A 26,716-nucleotide genomic window follows, 5' to 3' on the forward strand; every position below is an offset into this window, starting at 1 on the left:
GGGCATGCCAAAATCGTACAGCCGGGGGACCGCTCTGGCCTGCTGTCTGTTCGCGGGAGCCGCATTCGGCGCGCAATTCCCGGTCGCAGGCCATATTCTCAAAAGCGTCGATCCCCTTTATTTCGTCTTCATCCGCTACGTGCTGGCGGCGATCGTGTTCACGATTCTGCTGGCGGTTCAGGAAGGCCCGCGCGCCTTCCGGCCCGATGGCCGAGGCTGGCTGCTGTGGCTGCTCGGCACGCTTGCGTTCACGGGCTATAACGGCCTCGTCTTCATCGGACAGCACCTCGTCGGGCCGGCCGGACCGATTCTGTCCTCGGTCATGATGGGCTTTATGCCGCTGGCGACCGCCTTCATCCTGTTCCTCTGGAAGGGCGCGCGTCTCTCGCCGGTGACGACCGTCTGTATCGTCGTCGGCATTGTCGGCGTTTTTCTCGTGGCGACGAAGGGGGATTTCGGCGCCTTGCTGGGCGGAGGCGCGACCATCTGGGCGCTGCTGCTCATGCTCGCCGCCGTCGTCTGCTGGTGCGTCTTTACGGTCGGCGCCTCGCTCTTCCCGACCTGGTCGCCGCTTCGCTATACGACGCTGGCCTGCCTCGGCGGCACGCTCTGCAACGCCATCGTCGTCGGCGTAGGCTCTCCGACCGGGCTTCTGCGGACGCCGGCCTGGTCCGACCTGACGGCCAATGTCTGGCCGTTCCTGTACATGGCGCTGATCGGCGGCGTCGCGGCGGTGCTCGCCTGGAACACGGCGTGCAAGATCATGTCCCCGGTCGACGCCGCCTTGTTCACGAACAACGTCATCCCGATCGTGTCGCTCGCCATCACGGCGATGTCCGGCTACCGGGTCGGTCTTCCGGAGCTTGGCGGCGTCGCCCTGACGCTGGCGGCGTTGATCGCGAACAATCTGGCGATGCGCCGGCGGACCGCCGCCGGGAGAGCCGCGGCGCGCACGCAAGCTTAGCGTCAGCGGCGCAGCGCGAGAATGAATGCGGCCAGCGAAGCCAGGGAGGCGACCGTCCGCACGTGGTTCCAGGCCACCCAGCGGGACAGGTAGTTCTGCCAAACTTCCGCGCCTTTGGCGCTGTCGGGGTCGACTGCGGCGAGCGCATCGTTGAGCGGCACGTTAAACAAGATCGTGAAGAGAAACGAGCCGACCAAATAGAGCAGGCTTCCGATCAGCAGGTACAGCGCGCCGGGAGTACCCAGCCGTAAAAACGATGCGACCCCCAGGACGACGGAGGCAACCGCCGTTCCCATGAACACGAAGCTGAACAGCGTCTGCAGAATGGTCGAATTGATCGACTGCATCGCAGCGATCCCTTGCGCCGCGGGAAGCCGGGCGAGCGCGGCCATAACGAAGGCCGAGAAAGCGAAAAAAATGCCCGCGATCAACCCCGAGCCAAGTGCGGAGGCATAGGCGAGACCGATGATCCATTTCGCCATGAACGTCCATCTCCTTTAAATGTTTGCGCAAGCAAATGATAAAAGCTAATGAACCAAAAGGAACTTTTTGGCTTACGGGGCCGCCGGGAAGCGCGTGCTGCCGCCGTTCGGCTGCTCCAACTGATTGCAGACCTCATACAGATGGAGCGAGAGACCGTCCTCCTCGTCGCCCAGGATCGCCCGGTAACGCTCGCGGAGAGCATCCCAGCATTGGTGAAGGACCGCTTCGAGCGATTTGCCTTTGTCCGTGGCGTAGATCAGCGAAAGCCGGCCGTCCACCCGGTTGTAAAGGAGCTGCTTGGCCGCGAGCTTCTCGATCAGTCTGGTCACCGTGGATGGCTGCAGATGAAGGATTTGGCCCAGCTCCTTCTGGGAAATGCCGTCCCTCTCATAGAGAGCCATGAGCAGGAAAGCGGCCGTGGGGGAAACTCCGCTGGAGGCGAATGCATCTTCCGCCATTTTCGTAATGATCCGTCCGAGACGGTTGGCCGAGAAGTATAGGCATTCCTTGAAGTAAATATCGAGCAAAGGGAGGACCTCGTTTCTACAAAAAAAGTTGTTTGCTCATACAAATATAAAGGGATTACCGAATTTTGTAAAGGGCGCTCCAAACCATTTTTTACAAACCATCCGATCCCATTTAATGTTTGATTGTATAAAAATCGTATTCTGACGGGAGGTATAGAAGAAGGGAGAGCTATTATGATACCTATGAATGTGGCCAAAAATTCTACCGCTCGATGAAGAGCGCGAAGGACGACGGCAGATATTACGAGCTTAATCTGGTCGATTACGAAATCTTTCGCGAGTACCTTAAGCAAGCAGGCAAGGTGAACAACGCCGTCGAAGGCCGAATCGCCGAAGCGAAGTCGGCGGCGGGCGCAGCTTTCGCCGACATTGCGGGCGATCCGCATGAGGACGCGATCCGACAGGCGGCGGAGAAGGGAATCGCGCTCGGTTACGAAGACGGGCTGTTCCGCTCGGCTTCGGAAGTAACGCGGGCCGAACGGCAGCCCTGAATGAACGGAGGAAACCTTCGATTCCGCATGCGGGATCGAAGGTTTTTTAATCTATAAAGAAAGAATAAGTTTCCCGGGGTTATTTAACTGGTCTCGAACGCTTCCGGCACGGGGGCTCTTTGAAAGGCTTTGATATCTTGGAGCGGAGGGAGCCCGAAGAGCCGGCGGTATTCCCGGCTGAATTGAGCCGGACTCTCGTATCCGACTTCCAGCGCGGCGGATGTCGCGTTCGCGGAGCCGTTCAGCATAAGGCGTCTCGCTTCCTGGAGGCGGAGCTGCTTCTGATATTGCAGAGGAGCCATCGTCGTGACGGCTTTGAACTTGTGATGAAGTCCCGAGACGCTCATGTTGGACGATCTTGCCACCTCTTCGATCGTGAAGGTTCGGTTATAATTCTCCTTGATCCATTCAATGGCTTTGCCGACCCCCTCGCTCTGCTGGCCCATGAACACCCGTTGGACAAACAAGTGCCCGTAATCCCCCGTAAGCAAGCGAAAAATCATCTCGCGCTTGATCAGCGAAGACAGAAAGCGGATTTCCGCCTCGGGCTTGCCCCGCAATTCCAACAGCCGGATAAACAAGAGCTGCAGCTGCTCGTCGGATTTGCCGATGTAGGCGCCGGCGCCCAGTTTTTGATCGGGCGGCTTTACGCAGATTTCAGCTTCCGTCATGACAGACGCGATCTCTTCCACCGTCAAGTCGATGCGCAAGCCGATATACGGCGATTGCCTCGTCGCGCCGACCACTTGACCGGAAGCCGGAATATCGATCAACGAGACCAAGTAGTCGCCCGCGCCATAGTAGATGGTATCCAGACCGAGATGGAGCTTTTTGAACCCTTGTAGAATCAGGCAAAAGGAGGGGGTGATAACGCCGGGCATCATCGCGGTCGGCCGGTTGCGCCGGACCAGCGAAAAAAAGGGGATAGCCGTTTCCGTGCGCCCCTCCGCAAGATTGAAGAAATCAACCATATCCAGCATTTGATCCAATTTCGTCTGCATGGGAACTTCCCCCCGTTCCATTTTCTCCTCCCTATTATACGCCCTCCGTCGAAGCGCGCCAACCTGCCCATCGAATTGTGAAAATTTCACCTTTGCAGCATTGAGCAATTTTTCAGCAGGAACGAACTACTTCGCGCCGCCGATTCGCGCCATAATGTCCGTTAGAACGGGAAAGGGAGGTTATCCTCTTGAACGAACATTCACCTTCGAAACGGATCATTCTGGCGATGATCGTCGCCTGTCAGTTGATGATGGTGCTCGACGCTTCTGTCCTGGTAACCGCGATGCCGGAGATCGGCCGAACGCTCCATCTGTCGACGGCCGCGTTGACCTGGGTGCAGAACGCTTATATTTTGGCGTTCGGCGGATTTCTGTTGTTGGGCGCCCGGGCGGGGGACATTCTAGGAAGGAGAAGAACCTTCAGCGCGGGGATCGCCTTGTTCTCGCTGGCCTCGATGCTGGCCGGACTGGCGCCGTCCGCTTCGCTTCTCCTCGCCGCCCGCGCACTGCAAGGATTGGCGGCGGCACTGGCAACGCCGTCGGCGCTCGCCTTGCTGTCCGTCAGCTTCTCGGAAGCGCGGGAACGGTCGAAGGCAATCGCGGTTTACAGCGCCGTATCGGGAGCCGGCGGCAGCGTCGGCCTGCTCATCGGAGGAATGCTGACGGACTTGATCTCTTGGCGCGCCGGGATGTTCCTCAACGTACCGATCGGCCTTGCTCTGCTTCTTATGGTACCCCGATATATGAAAGAGACGGAGAAGAAGACGGGCCGTCTGGACGTCATGGGCGCATTGACATCGGTCATCGGCATGACGGCGCTGGCGTTCGGCTTCGTTCAAGCCGCGTCCGTCGGGTGGGGAGCCTTCGAGGCATGGGGATCGCTTGCTCTCGGAGGCGTCGCGCTGGCGGCTTTCGTGCTCATCGAAGCGCGGGCGAAAGAGCCGATTACGCCTCTTCGCCTGTTTGCGAACCGAACGCGATCCGGAGCTTATTTGGGTAGACTGCTGCTCTTATGCGGAAATTATCCGATCTTTTTCTTCATTCCGCAGTTTCTGCAGAACGTCCTTCATTTCGATTCCCTGGAGGCCGGACTTGCGATCATGCCGTTCACGGCCGTTCAGTTCGGGATGATGTATGTCATGCCTTCGCTCGTCGCCCGATTCGGGAACGCCAAAGTGCTGATCGCCGGACTGGTCATCGCGATTGCCGGAACCAGCTGGCTCAGCCTCCTTTCGGCGGACTCAAGCTTTTTCCCGGACCTGTTCTTCCCGCTGATCGTCATGGGGGGCGGTGCCGGAATGATCTTTCAGCCGTTCACGACGCTGGGATTGTCGGGCGTGGAAGCCAAGGACGCGGGAGCGGCGTCGGGACTCGTCAACGTCGCCCATCAGACCGGCGCGTCGCTCGGGCTTGCGGTTCTGATCGCCGTCTTCGAAGCGGCGAACCGGCAATCGACACCCTCCGGCACGTCTTTCGCCCATGCGATCTCCGTCGCGATCATGGGATCGGCCGTCTTTCTAACGGCTTCGCTCGTCGCGGTCCTGATCCTGCTGCTGCCGAAGGGCAGAGCGCGCAGAGCCGGCGCGGTCGAGACGCGGAACGCGTCCTGATTCTTTCATTATTCTTTTATTCGGCCGCGGTAAGCTTATCTTATCGTTCCCTTGGAGAAAAACGTCCCGGTTCCATCTGGCAGATGTTATGATGAGTCCAAGGAGTTTCGCCGGAACGGGCCGAGGGGAATCGGCCCGTTCGTGATTCGGCGCAAGGGAGCCGCACTCGTGGATATGAGACAGTGGATATCGACCTTTCTATTCGTCGCGACGGGCATGATGCTGTTCATTTCTTGGCTATCGTATCGGAAACGCCATCTGTCTGTAGCAAGAACGATGATTCTCATGATGCTGGCGGCGTCCTTCTATGCGTTCGGCTACGCGTTCGAAGTGCTCAGCCGAAGCTTGAGCGAATTCAAGCTGGCGCTTCAGATCGAATATTTGGGCATTCCGTTCGTCTCGCCGCTCTGGCTCTTTCTGGTCCTTCAGTTTACGGAGACCGCCGTCCGTTATCGGAAGCGGCTCGCGGCGGCGCTGTTCGTCATCCCGGCGGCCGTCTTCGTCCTTCATTTGACCAACGATTGGCACCACCTCGTTTACGAGCGCTATGTTTTGAACCCGGATTCCCGGCTTCCTTTGTACACCACGGTCAAAGGCGTCTGGTATAAGGTGCATTCCGTCTACAGCTACGGCGTCATGCTGGGCGGAATGCTGCTCTTTATTCCGACTTATTGGCGGTCTTCGCCCGCCTTGCGAAGGCAGATTCTCATTCTCGCTTTGGGCGCGGCGGCTCCATTTCTGCTCAACGCGTTTTTTTGGCTCGGCATCGACGTGGACTTGACGCCGTTCGGATTCGCCGTATCGGGAATTTTCTACGTATGGGGCATCTACCGGTTCAATCTGCTGCGGCTCATGCCGCTTGCGCAGGCCAAAGTGTTCGACACGATCCGGGACGGGGCCGTTCTTCTCGATTACGAGGACCAAATCGTCAGCTACAATCGCGCCGCCACGGAGGCGCTTCCCGAGCTCGATCTGACGCTTCGGGGCCTCTCCGGGGCGGGCCGGGTGCTGGCCGGATATCCCGAATTGTTGGCCCGTATTCGCGGCGCCGGCTCCGAGGAGGCCCGCTTCCCGTTCCATCGGATTCATGGGATTCGGCACCGGTACTATAACTGCAGCCTGACCTTTATCTACGATGCGGATCAAACGCCGATCGGCAAAATCCTGATGCTCAACGATATTACGGAGCTGAAGGAGAACGAATCGCGCCTGCGCGAGAACGCGCGTCAGCTGGCCGAGCTGAACGCGTTCAAAGACAAGCTGTTTACCGTCGTGGCTCATGATATCCGCGACCCGATCGCGCTTCTCGTCAGCTTGACGGAGCTCTTGGGCGAGGAACTGGTCGCCGCCGACATGGAGCATGCCGAACTGTTCCAGGAACTGAAGGGACAGGTGCACGGCACGTTCCAGCTCGTCGAGAATCTGCTGGACTGGTACCGCAGCCAGAAGGGAAAAGTCGTGTTTCGCCCGATGATCTGGAATTTGCAGCAGGTGGTCCGGCAAGCGTTGTCGCTGGCCGGAGCGAAGGCGGGCATCAAGCAAATTCGTTTGGCGGAACGAATCGACGAGAACCTCTCGGTGACCGCCGATAAAGAGATGCTGGATCTGGTCCTGCGCAATTTGCTCTCGAACGCGATCAAGTTTACGGGAATCGGAGGCTTGATCGAGATTGACGCGGTCGCGGAAGGCGAGCGGGTCGTTCTCTCCGTTCGCGATAACGGGGCGGGGATCGATGAGCCGACGGCGGAGCTGCTTCGGCTGGAGGAGCCTTTCTTCAAAGCCCCGGCGGATGGGGACGATGCGGGCAACGCAAGGTTCGGCCTGGTTCTCGCGCGGGAGTTCGTTCGGATTCACGGCGGCAGCCTCTGGTTCGACAGCGAGCCGGGCAAGGGGACGACCTTCTCCTTCTCGTTGCCCGGTTCCGTTCATGGGCAAGAGGCGCCGGTCGACGGCGAAAGGGAGGGCTCAGGCGAATGAAAGTCATTCTGGTGGACGATGAACCGGCCATGCACTTGATTCTGCGCAAAATGCTGGCCAAGCTGCCCGAGGTTCAAGTGGCGGGCGCTTTCACGGACACGAAGGCCGCAACGGATTTTCTGGGCGCTAACGCGGACATCGGCCTGGCGTTCGTCGACATCTCGATGACGGGAGAGAACGGCTTGGCTTTCGCGGCCAAGCTGGACGCGGCGGGTTCCCCGGTCCAGCTTGTCTTCGTCACTTCGCATAAGGAATATGCACTGGATGCGTATGATCTGTCCGTGTTGGATTACCTGGTCAAGCCCGTTACCCAGGAGCGGCTGCAGCGGGCGGTACATCGCGCGCTCGCGAACGAGCAAGCTTCCCGTTTGGCGCGGCGGGCATCGGCGGTTCCGGATACGGGCCGGACGGTCGTAACCGTGCTCGGCGACGTCGTCGTGAGCAACGAAGCGGGCCGCGTCAAATGGATCTCGCGGAAATGCACGGAGCTGTTCTCCTACCTTCTGCTCTATCGGGGCAGACGGATTCCCCGCTCCCGGCTGATCGCCGATATTTTCGGAGGGATGGAACAGGACCATGCGGAGAAGTATCTGAATACGACCGTCTATCAATTGCGCAAATCTTTGGAACCTCTCGGCCTGCGCGATGCCGTGCGATCCGAGAACGACGGTTACGCTCTCGAATTGGCGGATCCTTCTATCGATTACGCGGAGTTCGAAAAGCACGCGAAGCGGCTGCAAGGCATGGAACCCGGAGACGTGGAGCTGGCGCGGCAGATCGAAAGTTCGTACGCAGGCGATCTGTTCGGAGACAAGGCGTACGTGTGGGCCATTCATGAGACGGAGCGATACGCCGAGATGTACGAGTCGCTCGCCAAAAGGCTTGCCGAAGATCTGATAACCGCTCAGGATACGTCCGCCGCCTCGATGCTTCTTCTGAAGCTGAACCAGCGCAACCCGCTCGACGAATCGGTGATCCGTCTCATGATGACGCTGCGCGAACGGATCGGGGACAAGAAGGGATTGACCGCGCTGTACACCGACTATGTTCGGCTTCTCAACCGCGAGCTCGGCATTCGCCCGTCCGGCGACTTGATTCATCATTACGATTCGCTGATCGGCAAATTTGCCGAAAAAAAATAATAGCCTGTACGCCGCAAACCGCGAGGACTCGTTCCTGGGCGGTTTTTTTTATTTGATAAAACATGGCTTTCATAATTCTTTTATCGGATAACCGTACAATTTCGAAGGGAAGAGGAATTTAGGAACGACAGAATGCGGAGAGGGGAAAACAATGCGGAAATTCATGCTTCGGGGGTTCGTCTCCCTATTGGCGGTACTTATGGGACTTGGCGCATTCAACGGCGGCGTTCTTTGGCTCGGGAAGGCTGACGCGGCGGCGCCTTTCCCGGGAAGCGGGACGGCTTCCAGTCCCTATCTGGTCGGGACGCCCGAGCAATTCGACAGCATTCGAAATTATACGCCGTCGAAGTATTACTTCAAACTGACGAGCGATATCGATCTAAGCGGTTATTCGGCGGGAACCGGTTGGGTGCCGATCGGCGCGATCACGAGAGTTTTTTACGCGCATCTGGATGGCGACGGCCATAAGATTACAGGCCTTACGATCAACGATCCGACTGCCGATTATATGGGGCTGTTCGGTTATTTGGGCGGCAGCTACTCGATTTCGAATTTGACGCTCGAGAACGTGTCGGTTACAGGTCGTCAATATGTCGGCGGTTTGGCCGGCTACACCGCAAGCGGAACGATTGCGGGCAGCAGCGTCTCCGGACAAGTGACCGGCAGCACGGAAGTCGGCGGTCTGGTCGGGGCCAATTACGGCAGCACGATCGGCGGCAGCCATTCATCGGCGAACGTGAGCGGGACTTCCCATATCGGCGGTTTGATCGGCGAAGCGGAAATGAGCGGATCCGCCATCAACAATAGCTACGCTACCGGAGACATAACCGGCGCAAACGGAGGCGAGGCGGTCGGCGGGCTGGTTGGTTTGACGGGTACGGGATCAGCTCCGATCAACAACAGTTATGCCTCGGGGAGGGTAACCGGGGATTCGATGGTCGGCGGTTTAATCGGTGAGGCTGTCTCCGTGAACATCGGCAACAGCTATTCCGCGGGCGAGGTAAACGGAAGCTCGAACGTCGGCGGTTTGGTCGGCTACAGCGCGAGCACGGCGACGATCGGCAATAGCTACGCCTCGGGGGCGGTAAGCGGCACGTCCAGCGCCGGAGGCCTGGTCGGGTATAAAAATTACAATCTGACAATCAAGAACAGTTATGCTTCAGGGCTTGTGAATGAGGGCGTCGGAAGCACCGGCGTCGGCGGATTGGTGGGGGATGGCGATCCCGATGTTGGGGGCATGTATGCGCCGGTCCTCAACAGCTTCTACGACTCGGATGCGACGGGGCAATCTGTTTCGGCCGGAGGCACCGGCGTCGCCACGAGCCAGATGAAGGACGCCGGCACGTTCGGGGCCGATGCCGCCAATGCCTGGGATTTCACGGCCGTATGGGCTCTCGATCCGACGCGCAACGGGGGATATCCCTACCTGCTAGCCACTCAGGCTTATCTGGATTACGACGGGAACGGCGGGGTAAGCGGTTCGGTTCCGCCGAGCCGTTCCTACATCCCGGGAGAAAGGGCGGCGGTGGATTCGGGTACCATGGTCTTGGATTCGAGTTTGACCGCTCTGGGCTATAGGTTCTACGGGTGGAATACGGCGGCGGACGGCACCGGGGCGACTTATCGGCCCGGCGATTCCATCACGATTACATCCAACACGACCTTGTATGCCTATTGGATCCTGCCCAGCTCGGACGCATCGCTCGCCTTCACGATCGGAACCGTCAGCGCGAACGGAACGTCGGAAGAAACCGTGACGGACATTCCTTACGGCACGACTTTATCCGAATTCAAGACGGCTGTCGTACCGGCGTCTGGGGCGACTTTCGAGATTTATGAATCGGACGGGACCACGGTAGCCACCCGGTTGGCGACGGGCGATCAAATGATCGTGACCGCGGAGGACGGAGTCACGAAGGTTACCTATACTTTGACCGTCAGCGCGAACGGCGCGAAGGACATTACTTCTTTTAGCCTGGCGGCACAGACCAGAGCGGCGACGATCAATGCGGCCTCGCATACGGTGAGCCTTCAAGTCGCGTACGGAACCGACCGCAGCTGCCTGGCGGCGACGTTCAGCCTGTCAGCCGACGCTTCGGCGAAGGTTGGCGGCGTGGATCAAGTGAGCGGAGCGACGTTGAACGACTTTACGAGCCCGGTTACTTACAAGGTGCAAGCGGGAGACGGCAGCACGCAAGATTGGACCGTCACCGTGACGGTCGCGCCCAATAGCGCGAAGGACATCGCTTCATTCAGCTTCCCCGAGCAGACGGGGCCGGCGACGATCAATTCTTCCGCGCACGCGGTGAGCATTCAAGTCGCGTACGGCACCAGCTTGAACGGCTTGGTCGCTTCGTTCGCTTTATCTCCGGGAGCCGCCGCGAAGGTCGGTACGGCGACCCAAGTAAGCGGTACGACCGCCAACGACTTTTCAAGCCCGGTTACTTATAAGGTGACGGCGGAAAACGGCAGTTCGCAGAGCTGGAAAGTCACCGTTACCGTTGCGGTCAACGACGCCAAGGACTTCACCGCGTTCAGCTTGGCGGAGCAGACCGGAGCGGCCGTCATCGACGCGGCTGCGCATACGGTCTCGATTGAAGTGGCGAACGGCACGGACTTGAGCAACTTGGCGGCCGCATTCGCGCTGTCCGCCGGAGCATCGGCGAAGGTTGGGACTGCGGCTCAAGTAAGCGGAACGACGGCTAATGACTTCACGACGCCGGTTACCTATATCGTAACCGCGACGGACGGAAGCAGCCAAATCTGGACGGTTACGGTGACCGTAGCGGCTGCGGTAAGCAGCGCCAAGGACATCACCGCGTTCAGCTTGGCGGAGCAGAGCGCGGCGGCCGTCATCGACGCGACAGCGCATACGGTCTCGATTGAAGTGGCGAACGGCACGGACGCGGGCAGTCTGGTGGCCGCATTCGCGCTGTCGGCTGGCGCCTCTGCGAAGGTTGGGGCTGCGGCTCAGGTAAGCGGCACGACGGCTAACGACTTTACGTCTCCGGTTACCTATGAGGTAACCGCCGAGGACGGCAGCAGCCAGAATTGGACGGTTACGGTGACCGTCGCCAAGAGCAATGCGGCCACTTTAACGTCCGCGGTAGGGACTGTAAGCTCGAACGGCACGGCGAACGAGACCATTACGAACATTCCATACGGCACCACGCTGGCCGCATTCAAAGCGGCGATTACGCCTGCTGCGAAAGCAAGCTTCAATGTGTACGATTCCGACGGCACGTCCCTGGCCACCGTGCTGGAGACGGGGAAAAAGGTGATCGTTACCGCGGAGGACGGAGTCACCCGGATAACGTATACGGTAACCGTAAACGCTGCTCCTCCGATTAACGATGGCGGAGGCAGCGTGCCGACGACGCCAGTTACGAATCCGTCCGATGGGGGATCCGCCGGCAACCCTTCGAGCGATGAACCCGCGGACGATCCTACGACACAGCCGCAGCAGCCGACTTCGTTCAGCGACATCATCGGACATTGGGCGGAGGCGGCCATACAGCAAGGCGTACAAAGCGGAATCGTTACCGGCTACCCGGACGGAACCTTCAAGCCGAACCAGCCCGTGACGCGAGAGGAGTTCGCGGTCATGCTGATCAAGGCGCTGAAGCCGCAGTCGGCCGGAGCGGAGTTAATCTTCACCGATAAGGATAAGATCGGGGCATGGGCGCGAGAAGCCGTCGCGCAAGCCGTGCAGGAAGGCATCATTAAAGGATACGTAGACGGTTCGTTCCGTCCGGATGCGGAAATCACGCGCACGGAGATGATCGCGATGATCGCCAATGCGCTTAAGCTTACGGCGGAGGCGGGATCCGCAACGGGCTTTGCGGACGACAAGGACATTCCGGCATGGGCGAGAGGCGCCATCGCCGCGATAAAGAATCTTGGCATCGTTCAGGGGGCGGGGGAGAACCGTTTCCATCCTAACGTCAAAGCAACGAGAGCGGAGGCGATAACCGTTCTGGTCGAGATGCTGGCGCGGCTGAATCGGCAAATCTCTCGATAGAAAGGAAGCCGGGAAACTAGATAGCCAGTTGCCGATATTCAATCGGCGACTGGTTATTTAGGCTGAAGCAAGATCTGCTTCGGAGATTAACTAAATTAGATTGTCACGTATCCGATCTGTCAGATATGATAAAAGCAAAAACGACACTAGGTGATAGGGATGACCACTCTATTAAAGATGATTGTTTTCGTTTTATCTTTAGGGATAGATACATTATTAATCTCTATATCGCTGGGTGTCATCAAAACAAAAGGAAAATGGAAAATTGCCGCGGCATTCGTCTGTGCAGAGGCTATTATGCCGCTAATTGGACTTCTTGCCGGAAAAGGCGCGGGGCAGATTTTGGGACATTGGGCATCGGTTATTGGAGGGTTTCTATTAATCGGAGTTGCAATCTGGCTTATCTTTTTTGAAGATGAGGACGAGGAAGAGGAAAAGCTGGAACATCATTTAATAGGTTGGACGCTCATTCTGACAGCCTTAAGCATCTCTTTGGATGAACTTGCTGTCGGATTTTCGATTGGACTTGTAGGCGTGCCGGTAGCACTAACGATTGTTCTTATTGCACTTCAATCGTTGCTGTTTTCTTTTATCGGATTGACCTTTGGCGCCAAGCTCAAACGATATATGGGCGAATGGTCCGAGAAAATGGCCGGCATTGTATTAGGTTTGCTTGGCGCATGGATTATTATCGAGTCGTTACTCTAAAGGGGACGATAGTTTAGCGATCCTGAAGCCGTTTTAAGGAGGCTGCATATGGGACGGGTAATTCTGATGATGAATGTGACGCTGGACGGTTGCTGCGACCACACGCAGGTGATTGCGGATGAGGAGCTACACCGGTACACGGAGGACCTGATGGACCGGTCCGATGGTCTGCTTTTCGGACGTGAAATCTACCAGCTGATGGAAAGTGCTTGGCCGGCCATTGCCAGCAGCGGCGACGGACCTCCATTCTTGGTCGACTTCGCACGCAAGCTCGATCGGAAACCCAAGTACGTCTTCTCGCGGACGCTGAATCACGTGTCGTGGCAGAACTCTTTCTTGTTGAAGGGGCCTGTCTCCGAGGAGGTGCCGCAGCTTACGGCAGAAGGGAAGAACCTAGTCGTCAACGGCGGTCCCGGCCTCGGTTCCACCCTGGCGCAACTAGGCTTGGTGGATGAGTATCATTTCCTGGTACAGCCAATCGTTGCCGGACGCGGCCCCCGATTATTGGGGGGAGTTCGCGATCGGCTGGATCTGAAGCTGACCGAGACCAAACCCTTCGGCTCCGGCGTCGTGGTGCTCCGCTACACGCCCGTTCGTTAACTGCTCGGCTAACAATACGACAGCCTGCCGGCGGGATCCGGCAGGATAGCGTAAGAAGTTTCAGTTATAATAGCTGTTAGTCAGAGTACCAAAGGGAACCTCGGAAACCTAATGTTTTTCCTTTTGCTGGGTACACTAACCTTAAAGGCTCAGGTACACGGCCATATCTCCTTGAAGGGGGACATCTGTTTTGGATGCGCAGTTTCTAGATTTATTGGCCCAGAAATACGATACGGAAGAAAAAGTGATAACAGAAATCATCAACCTTGAAGCGATCTCCAATCTTCCCAAGGGAACTGAGCATTTTGTCAGTGATTTGCATGGGGAGTTTCAGGCTTTTCAGCATGTACTAAGAAACGGTTCGGGTACCGTAAAAGAGAAAATCAAAGCTTTGTTCCGCGAGGGTTGGACGGATCATGAAATCAATGATCTTGCGGCGTTAGTTTATTATCCGGAAGAAAAAATACAGCTGGTTAAAGGAGACCTGTGCAATAAACAAGCCTTGAACCGATGGTACAGACAAACGATTGAACATATGCTTAAGCTCATTGCTTATGCCTCTTCCAAATATACGCGCTCGAAATTGCGTAAAGCTCTGCCGGAGCAGTTTGTATATATTGTAGAAGAGCTTCTATACAAGACGGATTCGACCAACAATAAGGACCCTTATTATGAGGAAATATACCGGCAAATAATATCCTTGGGCCATGCGGACAAGCTCATTATCGGCCTTGCTTATACGACCCAGCGCCTGGTGGTTGACCATCTTCATGTAGTCGGAGATATCTATGACCGCGGGCCGGACCCCGATAAAATTATGGACACGCTGATCAACTACCATTCTGTAGACATTCAGTGGGGGAACCATGATGTCCTGTGGATAGGCGCCTATGCAGGTTCCCTGGTCTGCCTTGCGAATATTATCCGGATCTGCGCCAGATACGACAATCTGGACATCATCGAAGACGTATACGGAATCAATCTTCGCCCGCTGCTGAACTTGGCGGAGAAATACTATGAGGACAATCCGGCCTTTAGACCGAAGCTGCAGACCGACCATAACGGTTCGGAGCAGGAAATCCTGCAGATTGCCAAAATTCATCAAGCCATTGCCATGATCCAGTTTAAGCTTGAAATCCCGATTATCAAGAGACGCCCATCCTTTAATATGTCTGAAAGGCTTTTGCTTGAGCGGATCGATTACGACAAAAATGAAATCAAGATCGGCGGAAAAACGTACCCGCTGGAAAACACCTGTTTCGCAACCGTAAATCCGGAGCAGCCTGAACAATTGCTGGAGGAAGAACGGCAGGTGATGGAAAAGCTTCTGTTCTCCGTTCAGCATTCCGAAAAGCTGGCCAGACATATGAATTTTCTTATGAAAAAGGGCAGCCTCTATTTAAAATACAACGGGAATTTGTTAATTCACGGTTGTATTCCTTTGGATGAAGAAGGAAACATGGAAGAGATGCAGATTGAAGACAAGACGTATTCGGGCCGTCAGCTGCTCGATGTTTTTGAAAATTATTTACGCTACGCCTTTGCGCATCCGGAAGAGACGGATGATCTGGCTACGGATATGGTATGGTACATCTGGACAGGGGAATGCTCCTCGCTCTTTGGAAAGAGAGAAATGACCACCTTTGAACGGTACTTTATCCAAGATAAAGAAACCCATAAGGAGAGAAAGAACCCTTATTACCATTTGCGTGAAAATGAGGAGATCTGCCGGAAAATCCTGCTGGAGTTTGATTTGAATCCGGATCATGGACATATCATTAACGGCCACACGCCAGTTAAAGAAATTCGTGGAGAGAACCCCGTTAAAGCAAACGGCAAGATGGTTGTCATTGACGGCGGTTTTTCCAAAGCCTATCAATCCACAACGGGCATCGCCGGATATACCTTGTTGTATAATTCCTTTGGCATGCAGCTCGTTGCCCATCAGAAATTTAATTCAAAAGAAGATGTGTTGTGCAACGGAACGGACGTGTTGTCTGTAAAAAGGCTGGTGGACAAAGAACTGGAGCGGAAGCTGGTGAGGGAAACCAATGTCGGGGAGAAGCTGCTGCAGAAAATCTCAAATTTGAAGAATCTCCTGGAGTATCGCTACATGAAATGAAACAACTGCTAAAAAGAGCCGCCCTCGGGCGGCTGATTGTTTCCAACGGCTATTACCTTACGCCTGTGCTGTGGGACGGATCACGATCTCGTTCACATCAATATCGGCCGGCTGCTCGATCGCGTAGGCAATCGCACGAGCAATCGCCTCCGGCGGCATCGCGATCGCAATCGCACGAGCAATTACTTCCGGCGGCATCGTGAACTTGTCACGGGACTCTTCCTGCCCGGCCTTCCCCTCCGGATTTATCACGCCATCCGTCCGGACCATGCCGGGCGAAATGATCGTCACCCGCACCTTGTCGCCGGCTTCCTGGCGCAAACCCATACGACTACGGACGGTTCGTATAAAACAGCGATTCCGGAGCTTTGTTTTAGGCGTGCGACTCAGGAATCGGAACCGACGCATACCCTCGGCATGCCCTCTCTTTACTTAATTGCCCAAGGCTCCAAGACTGCCACATTAGCCGGGGAAAGCTTCCAGATCGTATCAGAGACGTATTTGGTTACCTCCGTTCATCTGCCGGTTATCGGGAAAATCACTCAGGCATCGCCGCAGACACCTTACTTAAGCTTAGAATTAATGCTCAGTCCGGATGTCATTCTGGATATAAACAAGAAATCTAGCCCGGAGAAAAGGGGAGAGACGGGACGGGGCATTTTGGTCAATCCATCCTCCCCTTCTTTGCTAGATGCGGTTCTGCGCCTCGTCAATCTTTTAGATACGCCGACTGACATCGAGATGCTGGCTCCGCTTATCATCCGGGAAGTATTTTATAGGGTACTGCAGGGCGAACAAGGGGCGTTGATCAGGCAATTTGCCGTGATCGGAAGCTATGCACAAGGCTTTTCAAATGCCATCCATCTGATCAACCGTGATTATTCCAAGCCTCTCGTCATTTGGTCGATTGATGCTCACGCAAGGCTTGGATGCTGCAGCGGCAGGATTTCGCGTCGGTTACGAAAGCCCTTCCCAGTTCAACCGGGAATACGCCCGCTTATTTGGACGCCCGCCGATGAGAGATATTAATCACCTGCGCGATTCTTTATTTGAACCACAGTGAATTGCCTGCAAAAAAATTCAGATTCCCGCTTGAACCTTACGTGACGTAATGATTTATAGTGAACGTAACAGCAGGACAAACCACAGGACAACGGCCAAAAAATAAAAAAGATCAATTTGAAATCGGAGGAAAAACGGACATGAGAAAACTCGTATTGTTCATGCATGTTTCGCTGGATGGGTATGCGTCGGATTCGAACGGAGGACTGGATTGGATTCCGTACAACGAGGAATTGGAGAAATACGCCGAGGAGGTCGTAGCCGAAGTCGGTTCTCCCGTTTACGGACGTACGACGTATCAGATGATGGAGAGCTACTGGCCCACGGTGCTGAATGATCCGAATGCGTCGAGGCACGGTTTGGAGCATGCCAAATGGGTGCAGGACGTTAAGAAGATCGTCATTTCCGGCACGATGGACAAGGCGGAATGGAACAATACGATGCTGATCAAGGACAAAATCGCAGAGGAAATCAAGGCGCTCAAGGAGCAGCCCGGCAAAAATCTCGTTATCTTCGGCAGCCCGGGGGCTGCGAAGACGCTGCTTGAGCTCGGTCTGATCGACGAATTCCTGCTGACGATTTGTCCGGTCGTCCTGGGCCGCGGAAAATCGGCATTCGAAGGCGTCATCGAGAAAATCCGGCTCAAGCTGCTGTCCAGCCGAACGTTCAAGTCGGGCATTATCGCGACCCGCTATGAGTTGGAGAAATAGTCGCGCCGTACAAGTTGTCGGCTCTAACGAGGAACGTTACCTTAATTAGACAGCCTGCCGGCGTGATCCGGCAGGCTGTTCAGCTAACGGACAGGATAGTTCCATTCACTTCACGAATACTTAATAATCACTACAAAACAGCAATTATTATGAGTGATGGAATACATAGATTTTTGTCAGGAGGAAGAAGCGGAGGCGCCTGCCGCTGGAAGTCCCGGAGCGCATCCCTTCGGATCGATTCGTTTCGTCAGCTTGGCTCGCCCCAGAAGATCGAGCCATGTCAGCCTCCGTGCAGACATACGAAGTGCCGGGAGTCGCCAGTTGAAAATGCGATGCCGGATATGTGTCGGGAGAGAATGTAATGATGAGTTCTGACTACAAGAAATCACCTTAAAGAGGGGTCAACTTTATGAATCTGTTAAGGAAGCATTGGTTCGATCTAGGATTTCTGCTTGCTGTTTTGGTTTCTCTTTTTGTCGGGGTACGGTACGATCGATTCAGCGAATTGCAGGCGCTGTTGTGGATCAGTCTGATCACGTTGTGGCTTCATCAGTTTGAGGAGTATCGATACCCCGGATACTTTCCGGGAATGATGAACAAGGTGATGTTCAAGAGCGAACAGCCGGACCGTTACCCATTGAACTCCAATACGTCGCTAGTGGTCAACGTGTACCTCGGTTGGTCTCTTTATCTGCTCGCCGCCCTGATGGCGGAGCGTGCGATTTGGCTGTCGATGGCCAGCATTCTGGTGTCACTCGGCAACTTTTTAGCCCACTCCTTCATTTTCAACATCCGGGGCAGAACGCGATATAATCCTGGTATGGCAACAGCAAATCTATTATTTCTGCCTTTGACCGTCGGTTTCTTTTATTTGATCCACCATCAGCATCTGGTCTCACCGCTGGATTATGTGATCGGGGTCCCGTTCGGGATCGTGCTCAACTATGTCGGAATTCTGAAAACCATCGATTGGATGAAAGACGAACGTACGTCTTTCATTTTTCCCAAGCGTTCCCTGCCGCCCGACAATCGTTTGTAGGGCATTTGACGCAAGGGAATGGAACCGCTGCAATGGTGGTATGCCAAAGAAACCGAAATTATCGACCCTATTTATTTGAAAGACTGGATCGTGAAACGTTATAAGCGCTGGTGCGGAACTTGTTTCCTTGGACAACTGACGATTACGCTAACTGGGAACGATACTTCAAACAAATAGCCTGCCGGTATGATCCGGCAGGCTGTACCGCTAAAGGGGCATTATTTTCATTGGTCTTTATTAAGAAACGCGTTAAAAATGTTCCGGCTCGGCTTTCATCGGAGCTGCGCCATCCGTGCGTTTCGGCATCCGCAGCTTGCCGTAGAAAATGGAAGCAAGCAGCCCGACCAGAACGACGACGATCCCGATGAAGAATACGGATGTGATGGCATCGCTGAGAATATTTTGCAGCGCCGCAAGCAGCTGGGCCGGTATTTGAGCCTTCACGTCCGGCTGCAGCAGAGATTGCGGATTAGCCAGCTTGCCGAGCTGCTCGGCCGGAATGTCTTTGAACTGGCCTTGCAGGCCGGTGATCCCGCTTGTCATTTTGCTGGACATAATGACGCCCATGATCGCAACCCCGACCGTACCGCCGATGGAGCGCGTGAACTGCGTCGTCGACGTGGCGACGCCGCGAAGATCGTGCCCGACCGCGCTTTGCGCGGCGATGGTGAGGACCGGCATCAGGGCGCCCATTCCGAAACCGACGATAATCATATACAAGATCAGCTCGAAGCTGCTCGTATTCACGTTCATTTGAGACATGAGCAAATATCCGACTGTCATAATCGCCATTGACGTTAAGACGATCGTGCGGTAGCTGATCTTCGTGATGAGCCGTCCGCCGATAATGCTGGACAAAATGAGCGACAGCATAAGCGGCGTCAAAATATACCCGGAATTCGAAGCCGACGTGCCGATGACGGCCTGCGAGAACAGCGGGATGTACGTAATCGCGCCGAACATGCCCATCCCCATCAGGAAGCCCACGATGCTCGATACCGAGATAGCGCGGTAGTTAAACAGTTTCAGCGGAATGATCGGTTCCTTCACTTTGGACTCGATCCACAGGAACACGAGAATCAACAGGAGGCTGGCGCCGAATAGGCCGAGAATCTGCGGGGAATCCCAAGCATAACGCTTCATGCCGCCATCGGACGAACCGCTCCCCCCCATTTCGATGGCGAGCAGGAACGCGACCACCGCGCCGGTGAGCGTGGAGGCGCCGCCCCAGTCGATCGATTTTTTCTCGGAGCTCTTGGATTCCTTGAGCGCGACGGAAAGAATAATGGCTGCGAAAATACCGAACGGAAGATTGATGTAGAAAATCCACTGCCAAGCGAGATGGTCGACGATAAAGCCGCCGACTGCCGGCCCGATGACGCTGGATAGACCGAATACGGCGCCGAAAATGCCTTGCATTTTCCCGCGGCGGTCCGGAGGAAAAATATCGCCGATGATCGTCATGGCGATCGGCATCAGAGCTCCCGCTCCGATCCCTTGGATCGCGCGGAATACGATCAATTGCGTCATGTCGTGCGACAAGCCGCAAAGCGCCGAGCCGACGAGGAACAACCCCATCCCGATCAAATAAACGAGGCGTCTGCCGAACAAATCCGCAAGCTTGCCGAAAATCGGGACGGCCGTCGTCGAGGTTAACATATAAATCGTAAATACCCAGCTGTACAAGCTGAATCCATTCAATTCCGCAATAACATGCGGCATTGCGGTCGAGACGATCGTTTGATCGAGCGACCCGAGCAGCAAGCCAAGCATGAGTCCGGTCACGATCCAGCGGATCTGTCTAGGACTGATAGCGTTCATCATTCCACTTCCTTGTTTTGTTCTAATTTGTCATCGAATACTTGAATCAACAGCCTGAAGGCATTCAGGATCACATCCAGTTTCGACTCTTCAAGCTGGCCGACGATGTCCGTGAACCATTCGTTCCTTTGTTTCCATACTTGTTTGATGGTTTCTTTGCCTGTCTCCGTTAAGCTGAGCCGCACGACCCTGCGGTCGTCCTCCAGTCTTCTTCTCTCGACCAGTCCTAAGGCGACGAGCTTATCCGTCAGCCCGGTTGCCGCGCCTGATGTAAGGCCGAGAATTTTGGCGACATCGTTGACTCTGCAGGATTCAATCTGCTGCAGGTACATCAGCACGAAAATTTGTCCGTTCGCCAGATGCAGCGGATTCTCCAGTGATTTCAGGCTGTTCTTCGCCTTCTGCGACCACTGCTCCATCAAAATTTGCAGCTCGGAGAGTTTGGCTTCTTTATGTCCCGATTCTCCTATTTTTCTTCTCCCTCCATTTTGAGTAGAAATATTCGCGCATAAATAACTTAGAGAATAAGATATTTAGCTTCTAAGAAGCTACAACAAAATGAGGCTCGCGTCAATACGTCCGCAGCCGGTTGACCGAACGAACCGCGAGTTGGCCCGCCAAGGGGCCGAAGCCTACCTGGACTTTGCCGTAGAATTTTGCCCGACCCTTCTTCGATGCGGCCGGATGCGGAAGGGCGCCGGTTTCCCCCCATGTCGTGCTCCTCCAGCATTATTTTACGAACTTGGACATTCCGTTCAAGAGCCATCCTAAAGGGCACTCCAAAGAAACGGGAAACGATACCGCAATAATACATCTCGGCTAAAAGAAAACCGTCCAACAAAAGGACGGTTGATTAGGTTATTGCACCCTTTAGCTTAAGAATGCTTTTTCGATGGGTGATCGGTCGTTCGGCCCTAAAGACGCTCACCCTTGCCGAACGGTTAATACCACATTGCCTTTTTTATGCCCTTGCTCCACATAGCGGTGGGCGTCCGCAGCCTGCTCCAGAGGATAGAGGCGGTCGATGATCGGACTCACCTTCCCGGCTTCGATCAGCTCCTTCAAATACGCCAAGTCTTCCGCGGTTTCCCTCACGGAGCCTCCTTGCACCTTTTTGCCGCTTGTCAGGCTGAACCATGACCCGCGAAGCATCGCCGGAGGGCTCACAAGAAACGTGTTTAAATAGAAGCCGTTTGGAGCGAGTCTCCGGATGCAAACCCTGAACGGACTTTTTCCCACCGTATCGAAAATGATGTTAAAGGCAGGACCGTTTTCCTCAATCGATTCTTTCGTATAATCGATGACGCGGTCGGCGCCCAGCGTCTTTACTAGCTCCACATTCGACGTGCTGCAGACGCCCGTCACTTCCGCGCCGAAATGTTTGGCGAGCTGCACGGCATACGTTCCTACGCTGCCGGATGCGCCGTAGACGAGAACTCGGCTGCCGTTTCGGACGTTGCCTTTGCGGAGAAATTGCAGGGCCGTACAGGCGCCGACCGGAACCGTTGCCGCTTCCTCGAACGTCAAATTCTCCGGCATAAGCGCAACGGCGCCGTTCTCGGGCAAAGCTTTATATTCGGCATACGCGCCGAAGCCTGTGCCGCAGGCGGCATAGACGGCATCTCCCGGCTTGAACCGGGTAACGCCGCTGCCGATCGAATCGACCATGCCCGCCAGCTCGAATCCGAGAATTTGGACTTTTTTCGGCCGCAATAGACCGTTAAACAATCTCGCCAGAAAAGGATCCGCTTTGCGCAAACGCCAATCCCCCGCCGCGGCGGTTGCGGCACACACCTTGATCAATATCTCGTCGTCCTTCGGTACCGGCTTGGCGACTTCACGCAATTGCAGCACTTCCGGCGGTCCGTACCGCTCGTATACGATCGCTTTCATGTGTCACTCCTCAATCCCGAAGTTTAATCCAGAACCTGTTTCCGTTTTCTTCGAATCTCCCATTCGGCCACGGCCAGGTTGATTGCCCAGCCCGCGCCCATCAGAAGCGCTCTGCCAAGCTCGCCCGGCGGGCCGGCGAGCGATTCGCCAGCCCACAGGGTGAACACCTGCGTACCCGCGCCTAGCCCGATTGCGTAGCCCCGAATCATCCATGCGCGGTGCCGATCTACATTTCCGCGTATAATCGAGACAAGGCCGAGGATGATGGACGCGACCATGGCCGACCCGAACAAGAGCCGAAGAGCATAAAGCAATTCGCCGGAGCCCGGCGGAAAGGAATAAAACAAAGTCATCCATATTCCGGATAGCCCGACCAGCAATCCGCATAACACCAGAAGTCGGCCGGCAGCGCGATGCCAGCCGGGTTTGCGCCGCCGTAACCTGGGCGAGAATTGGAACGCGCCCAGGACGGCATAGACGCTGGAGGAAATGATGTGCAGAACCACCGGCAGGGGCGACGCAAAAAAACGTGCGTTGTCCGGCGTGATCTCGCCGCCGCCGGACAGTTCGGTTAAGCGGAAGGCGCCGCCGGCCATCGGGATGAAGCTCAGAAAGAGCAGGCCGGCAATGAGCAGCTTAGCCGAGGACTCTTTTGCCGGCACTTTGAAGCTCTGAGACATCTTCCTTCATCTCCTTGGACAAGGATCGCCAGAGAGAAGAGCCCAGCCAAGCCAAGGCCAGCCCAACAGGCACAGCCAAAAACCGATCGTAAGGATGATGGACCAGCGAGGACAAAGGGAGAGGCAGAAGCGTTCCCAAGGCAAGCAAACCGGCCGCCCCGCGCGACAGGATGCGGGCGCGGAAGGATGCGATGCCGAACAGCAGGCCGCCAAGCAAGTACAGGATTCCCGTCAGCATGTAAGTCGCTTCAAGGGCTCCGAGGTACTCGCCGGAAGATCCGCCGGCGATCGCCAAGATGCTCTCCTCGAGCTTCGGCGACTCGGTTGCGAGCGTCGGAGAAATAAGGGCTTCGACGAATTGAAAAGCCATCGTGAGCGCATAGAAGAGGCTTAGCGCGAGATAGCCGATCAGACCAAGCCAGCCGGTCTCTGCCGCTTGCCTGGCGTAGATCCCCGTCATGCCGAGCAGGCCGCAGAAGCACATGGCTACGCCCAAGAAGTGAACGATGGCCCACCGATCGGTGTGGACGGATGAAAGAATGTCCAGCGGATGGATCGTTTGAATGACGACAAACAGGATCCCCGACAGCTTAGCGGCTGCGCCGGCGAAGCGGAAAAGACGCGAAACTACTGTCATTTTATTCTCTTTGTTCATGGGTTTGTCCCCTTCTTTTTTTGAATGACCGATACTAATGGAAGACCGAGATCCCGTATTTTTCTCAGCATGCCATGCAAGGCGGCCTGATCGGTCACCGGGCCGTAGAGGACGGTCGTTCCGTCGCGTGCGCGCGTAAGGCTCATTCCTTCGAACCAATAAGCCCATCTGGCATCCAAGTGCCCCTTCATGCGAATTTCGTAAAATCCGTCGTGTCGGCTTTCCGTTGACCCTTGCGTTTCACTCATTATGAGCCACCTGCATCTCCTTCCTGCGGATTCGACTCCTGACTTCGCGTGTTCTTGCTAGATCCAATGATAGGTGTTCATGTGGGGAGACCGCATCACCACATGTGGTGATTGATGTGGTGAATTTTTAATGGGGAAACGAAAAAAAGCCCGGCTATTTTGCCAGGGCGGGGGGATGCGCTTACGTTAGAACAAATCGAGCTCCTCGGACCGTCGGACGGCTGCACGGCGGTTGTTCACCCCGAGCTTGTCGTAAATGTTTTTGGTGTGGGTTCGCAGGGTGTTCAGGGAAACCATGAGCTCGCGGGCAATATCCGGTCCGCTTAGTTCGGTTCCGAGCAACCGAAGCACGTCGCGTTCACGTTCGCTTAGCGGTTCGCGCAGCGAATGGTTTGGAGCCGGTTTGGCAGATGTTTTGCCCTCGGTCCGGCCAAAGGCTGTCAGGAGCCTGCGAACATATTCCTTGGGGGCGGATCCTCGTTTCGAGGCTGCTCTCAGCAGAATCTCCATAGGTTGGCCCTCGTCTACGAAAATACGGAAGCAGCCCTCCGGTTCGGCCAAAGTCAAAGCGCGTTCCAGCGGCCCAAGCGCAGCAGGCGTGTCTCCTTTCATATGATGCGCAAGAGCCGTCAAGATCAGGATTTCGATCGTGCTTCCCGCCCTCTCGCCTTCTTCCGCCGCTTGACGGAGTCGCTCAAGAAGTCCGATGGCCTCATGCCAAAAGCTGTATTCACGATCGCTTCGAAACCGGGCAAGAAGCAATCTGGCTAAGGTGATGTGCTCGAATTCGCGCAGGTAACTCAGTTCGTCCCGGGCGGTCAGGCCATGGGCACGTGCCCATTCGAGCGCTTCGCGCAGCTTCCCCTGCGCGATCAGCACCTTTGTTTTCATCGCCGCCACGGGACGCACATTCGGGAAAAGATCGCCGACATAAAAGCGTTCCGCCTCGCCGAGGAGGTCGAGCGCGCTTTGCAAGTCTCCTTGCGCCTCGCGTACTCGAGCCATCGCGACGCGCCAGCGATACCGGTATTGCGGAAATCCGGTATGCTCGCCTTGTTCCTCGCTTTTCTGCAGAAGCTGCATAGCGGTCTGCAGATCGTTGCGCTCGCGATGAATTTCGCCCATTCCCACGTACATGTCCGCCGTTCCCCGCATGACAGGATCGCCGTGCTCGATCGCAAGCTGCAATCCCCGCTCGTATAGGCTCATCGCCTGACGGAGACGGCCTTGAACGATTCGGATATCGGCAAGGGCGTTCGTGCCCCCGATCGCGTCGGAGATGTACCCGCCTCGCTGCACGTCGGCCATGCCATCGGCGAACAGACGATACGCTTCGTCGAGGTTCCCGCTTGTCCAAGAGGAGAGTCCAAGGAGAGCGGATGCCGGTCCGCGCTTGAGATAGGCATCTTTCGGCATGAGGTCGAGCACCAGTCGGGCGTATTTCATTGCACCGATTACATCGCCCGTCATGAGGGCAAGCGCCGACCGATACATGGCGGTCGATCCAGGGAGACGGCGATATTCGACTTCGTCCACGAAAACCTTCTCGGCCGAAGCCGAGCGGACATCCGGTCGTTCGTGCGAGTCTGCCGTCGACTCCAGTCCGCTTTCGGCGTCCCGAAGCCGTTCTTCTACCCCCTCCGACTTGCCGAGGGTCAGCAGCGCCCCGGCATACCAAACGCTGAGCACGGGCCGACGGCGAACCAACTCGTCAGGCAGCGCCTTTAACCAGCGTAGCGTCGCAGCTTCTTGTCGAAGCTTGGCCATCGTCGGACAGGCCGGCTCGATCAGGTCCGCCGCTCGCGTGAAATCCTCTGCCGCGAGAGCATGGCGGATCGCATCGTCCGCGGAGCCGTGCCGCTCGTACCAAATGCTTGCACGCCGATGCAGCGAGCCGATATGATCGGGCTGATCCGCCTTCAAATGCGCGGAGAGAACATCCGCGAAGAGGTGATGGTAGCGATACCACTGGCGTCTGTCGTCCAGCGGCACGATAAAGAAATTGCCCTTCTCCAAATCGGACAACCGTACGTTGCCTTCCGCCTGGCCGGTGACGGCGTCGCACAGCGGGCCGTGCAAACGGTCGAGAACGGACGTCTGCAGCAAAAATCTTCGGACGGGCTCCGGTTGGCGCTGCAGAACCTCTTCGGCCAAGTAGTCCACAATGTACCGATTGTCTCCGGAGAATGCCCGAATGAACCCGGGAATGTCCTCGCGGCCTTGCATCGAGAGAGCCGCCAGCTGGAGTCCCGCAATCCAGCCTTCGGTCCGGGATTCCAGCGCGGCTATTTCGCCGGCCGTCAGATCCAGGCCTATCGCCTGATGAAGGAAAGCGGCAGCTTCGTCGGGAGTAAATCGAAGATCGGCGTCGCGCAGCTCGGTCAAGTGTCCTCCGGCGCGCAATCTGCCCAGGGGCAGCTGCGGATTTTCGCGAGTGGCGATAACCAGGTGCATATGCGGAGGGAGGTGCTCGAGCAGGAAGAGCAGGGCATCGTCGATCCGTTCCGAATCGATGAGATGGTAATCGTCCAGGACGAGGACGATTTTGAACTGGAGAGCCGAGATTTCATTAAGCAGAACCGTGAGAATCGATTCGATCGGCGGGGATTGAGACGATTCGAAAGCGGCGAACGCGCTTTTTCCGACGCTCTCCGCAATAGATTGCACGGCAGCGATAAGATGAAGGAAGAAGCGCGTCAAGTCGTTGTCCCTTTCGTCCAGCGACAACCAGGCGACAGCCCGATCGCAACCGACGGCCCATTGACTAACCAGCGTCGTCTTGCCGAAGCCGGCGGAGGCGGAAACGAGGGTCAGCTTGCGTTCCAGCCCCTCGTTCAGCCGCTCGATCAGACGCGGGCGGAAGACAACCTTCGTTCTGGGCACGGGGATATATAGCTTGCTTGCCAAAACCGGAATATTCATAGATGGTCCCGTCCGATGACATTTTTTCTTTCATTAATAT

General features: G+C 56.0%; 21 protein-coding genes and 2 pseudogenes. 12 read left to right on the forward strand and 11 right to left on the reverse strand.

Annotation, left to right across the window (positions count from 1 at the left end; all coding sequences use genetic code 11):
- Positions 1-4 precede the first annotated feature (4 nt).
- Positions 5-964, forward strand: a complete 960-nt coding sequence (locus tag H7C18_RS24745) for a DMT family transporter (protein ID WP_185131786.1) — start codon at positions 5-7, stop codon at positions 962-964.
- 2 nt (positions 965-966) lie between these two features.
- Here the strand turns inward: H7C18_RS24745 and H7C18_RS24750 are convergent, their stop codons facing one another.
- Entirely contained in the window at positions 967-1,446 is a 480-nt protein-coding gene (locus tag H7C18_RS24750) for an anthrone oxygenase family protein (RefSeq protein WP_185131787.1), read from the reverse strand.
- A gap of 72 nt (positions 1,447-1,518) precedes the next feature.
- A complete protein-coding gene (locus H7C18_RS24755) occupies positions 1,519-1,974 on the reverse strand; it encodes a MarR family winged helix-turn-helix transcriptional regulator (protein WP_185131788.1) in 456 nt (151 codons plus the stop codon).
- Between the two features lie 212 nt (positions 1,975-2,186).
- On the opposite strand from H7C18_RS24755, the gene H7C18_RS24760 reads away from it, so the two are divergent.
- Positions 2,187-2,465: an S-layer homology domain-containing protein gene (locus tag H7C18_RS24760; RefSeq protein WP_185131789.1), complete on the forward strand. Its 279-nt coding sequence runs from the start codon at positions 2,187-2,189 to the stop codon at positions 2,463-2,465.
- A gap of 83 nt (positions 2,466-2,548) precedes the next feature.
- On the opposite strand, the gene H7C18_RS24765 is transcribed toward H7C18_RS24760, so the two are convergent.
- The gene (locus H7C18_RS24765) at positions 2,549-3,466 is read right to left on the reverse strand and encodes an AraC family transcriptional regulator (RefSeq protein ID WP_185131790.1); all 918 of its coding nucleotides are present in this window, start codon (positions 3,464-3,466) and stop codon (positions 2,549-2,551) included.
- Between the two features lie 188 nt (positions 3,467-3,654).
- Here H7C18_RS24765 and H7C18_RS24770 point away from each other — a divergent pair, with 188 nt between their 5' ends.
- The 7 genes from H7C18_RS24770 (at position 3,655) to H7C18_RS24800 (ending at position 15,646) form a co-directional block, all read left to right on the forward strand.
- Positions 3,655-5,076, forward strand: a complete 1,422-nt coding sequence (locus H7C18_RS24770; RefSeq protein ID WP_238357937.1) for an MFS transporter — start codon at positions 3,655-3,657, stop codon at positions 5,074-5,076.
- A gap of 174 nt (positions 5,077-5,250) precedes the next feature.
- Positions 5,251-7,053, forward strand: a complete 1,803-nt coding sequence (locus H7C18_RS24775; RefSeq protein WP_238357953.1) for a sensor histidine kinase — start codon at positions 5,251-5,253, stop codon at positions 7,051-7,053.
- The gene (locus tag H7C18_RS24780; protein ID WP_185131792.1) at positions 7,050-8,195 is read left to right on the forward strand and encodes a response regulator; all 1,146 of its coding nucleotides are present in this window, start codon (positions 7,050-7,052) and stop codon (positions 8,193-8,195) included. Before H7C18_RS24775 ends, H7C18_RS24780 begins: the two co-directional genes overlap by 4 nt.
- A gap of 151 nt (positions 8,196-8,346) precedes the next feature.
- Complete coding sequence (locus H7C18_RS24785; RefSeq protein WP_185131793.1) at positions 8,347-12,216, forward strand: S-layer homology domain-containing protein; 3,870 nt, start codon at positions 8,347-8,349, stop codon at positions 12,214-12,216.
- 159 nt (positions 12,217-12,375) lie between these two features.
- Positions 12,376-12,924 (forward strand): manganese efflux pump MntP, encoded by a 549-nt coding sequence (locus H7C18_RS24790; RefSeq protein WP_185131794.1) that lies wholly within the window; start codon positions 12,376-12,378, stop codon positions 12,922-12,924.
- 48 nt (positions 12,925-12,972) lie between these two features.
- Positions 12,973-13,524, forward strand: a complete 552-nt coding sequence (locus H7C18_RS24795) for a dihydrofolate reductase family protein (RefSeq protein WP_185131795.1) — start codon at positions 12,973-12,975, stop codon at positions 13,522-13,524.
- 190 nt (positions 13,525-13,714) lie between these two features.
- On the forward strand, positions 13,715-15,646 hold the full coding sequence (locus tag H7C18_RS24800) for a fructose-1,6-bisphosphatase (protein ID WP_185131796.1): 1,932 nt from the start codon (positions 13,715-13,717) through the stop codon (positions 15,644-15,646).
- Positions 15,647-15,703: 57 nt separating this feature from the next.
- Here the strand turns inward: H7C18_RS24800 and H7C18_RS35845 are convergent.
- Positions 15,704-15,970, reverse strand: a pseudogene (locus H7C18_RS35845) (hypothetical protein); the annotation flags it as partial.
- On the opposite strand from H7C18_RS35845, the pseudogene H7C18_RS24810 reads away from it, so the two are divergent.
- The 3 genes and pseudogenes from H7C18_RS24810 (at position 15,959) to H7C18_RS24820 (ending at position 18,457) form a co-directional block, all read left to right on the forward strand.
- Positions 15,959-16,709, forward strand: a pseudogene (locus tag H7C18_RS24810) (AraC family transcriptional regulator N-terminal domain-containing protein). The pseudogenes H7C18_RS35845 and H7C18_RS24810 overlap by 12 nt on opposite strands.
- Positions 16,710-16,848: 139 nt before the next feature.
- Complete coding sequence (locus H7C18_RS24815) at positions 16,849-17,418, forward strand: dihydrofolate reductase family protein (protein WP_185131797.1); 570 nt, start codon at positions 16,849-16,851, stop codon at positions 17,416-17,418.
- Between the two features lie 409 nt (positions 17,419-17,827).
- Positions 17,828-18,457, forward strand: a complete 630-nt coding sequence (locus H7C18_RS24820; RefSeq protein WP_185131798.1) for an HXXEE domain-containing protein — start codon at positions 17,828-17,830, stop codon at positions 18,455-18,457.
- A gap of 249 nt (positions 18,458-18,706) precedes the next feature.
- Here H7C18_RS24820 and H7C18_RS24825 read toward each other — a convergent pair whose 3' ends face one another.
- From H7C18_RS24825 to H7C18_RS24855, 7 genes are all read right to left on the reverse strand, one after another.
- A complete protein-coding gene (locus H7C18_RS24825; protein ID WP_185131799.1) occupies positions 18,707-20,278 on the reverse strand; it encodes an MDR family MFS transporter in 1,572 nt (523 codons plus the stop codon).
- A complete protein-coding gene (locus tag H7C18_RS24830; RefSeq protein ID WP_238357954.1) occupies positions 20,278-20,697 on the reverse strand; it encodes a MarR family winged helix-turn-helix transcriptional regulator in 420 nt (139 codons plus the stop codon). Before H7C18_RS24830 ends, H7C18_RS24825 begins: the two co-directional genes overlap by 1 nt.
- Positions 20,698-21,202: 505 nt before the next feature.
- Positions 21,203-22,171 carry an NAD(P)-dependent alcohol dehydrogenase gene (locus tag H7C18_RS24835; RefSeq protein ID WP_185131801.1) on the reverse strand — a complete coding sequence of 323 codons (969 nt, stop codon included), beginning with the start codon at positions 22,169-22,171 and terminating at the stop codon, positions 21,203-21,205.
- A gap of 23 nt (positions 22,172-22,194) precedes the next feature.
- Positions 22,195-22,851, reverse strand: coding sequence for a DUF2306 domain-containing protein (locus tag H7C18_RS24840; protein ID WP_185131802.1), 657 nt, complete (start codon positions 22,849-22,851; stop codon positions 22,195-22,197).
- Entirely contained in the window at positions 22,808-23,506 is a 699-nt protein-coding gene (locus H7C18_RS24845) for a hypothetical protein (RefSeq protein ID WP_185131803.1), read from the reverse strand. The genes H7C18_RS24840 and H7C18_RS24845 overlap by 44 nt, the downstream gene beginning before the upstream one ends.
- A complete protein-coding gene (locus tag H7C18_RS24850) occupies positions 23,503-23,754 on the reverse strand; it encodes a hypothetical protein (protein ID WP_185131804.1) in 252 nt (83 codons plus the stop codon). The genes H7C18_RS24845 and H7C18_RS24850 overlap by 4 nt, the downstream gene beginning before the upstream one ends.
- Positions 23,755-23,940: 186 nt before the next feature.
- Positions 23,941-26,676 (reverse strand): winged helix-turn-helix domain-containing protein, encoded by a 2,736-nt coding sequence (locus H7C18_RS24855; protein WP_185131805.1) that lies wholly within the window; start codon positions 26,674-26,676, stop codon positions 23,941-23,943.
- Positions 26,677-26,716: the final 40 nt, after the last annotated feature.

The organism is Cohnella zeiphila (genome assembly GCF_014212055.1).
Classification (GTDB): domain Bacteria; phylum Bacillota; class Bacilli; order Paenibacillales; family Paenibacillaceae; genus Cohnella; species Cohnella zeiphila.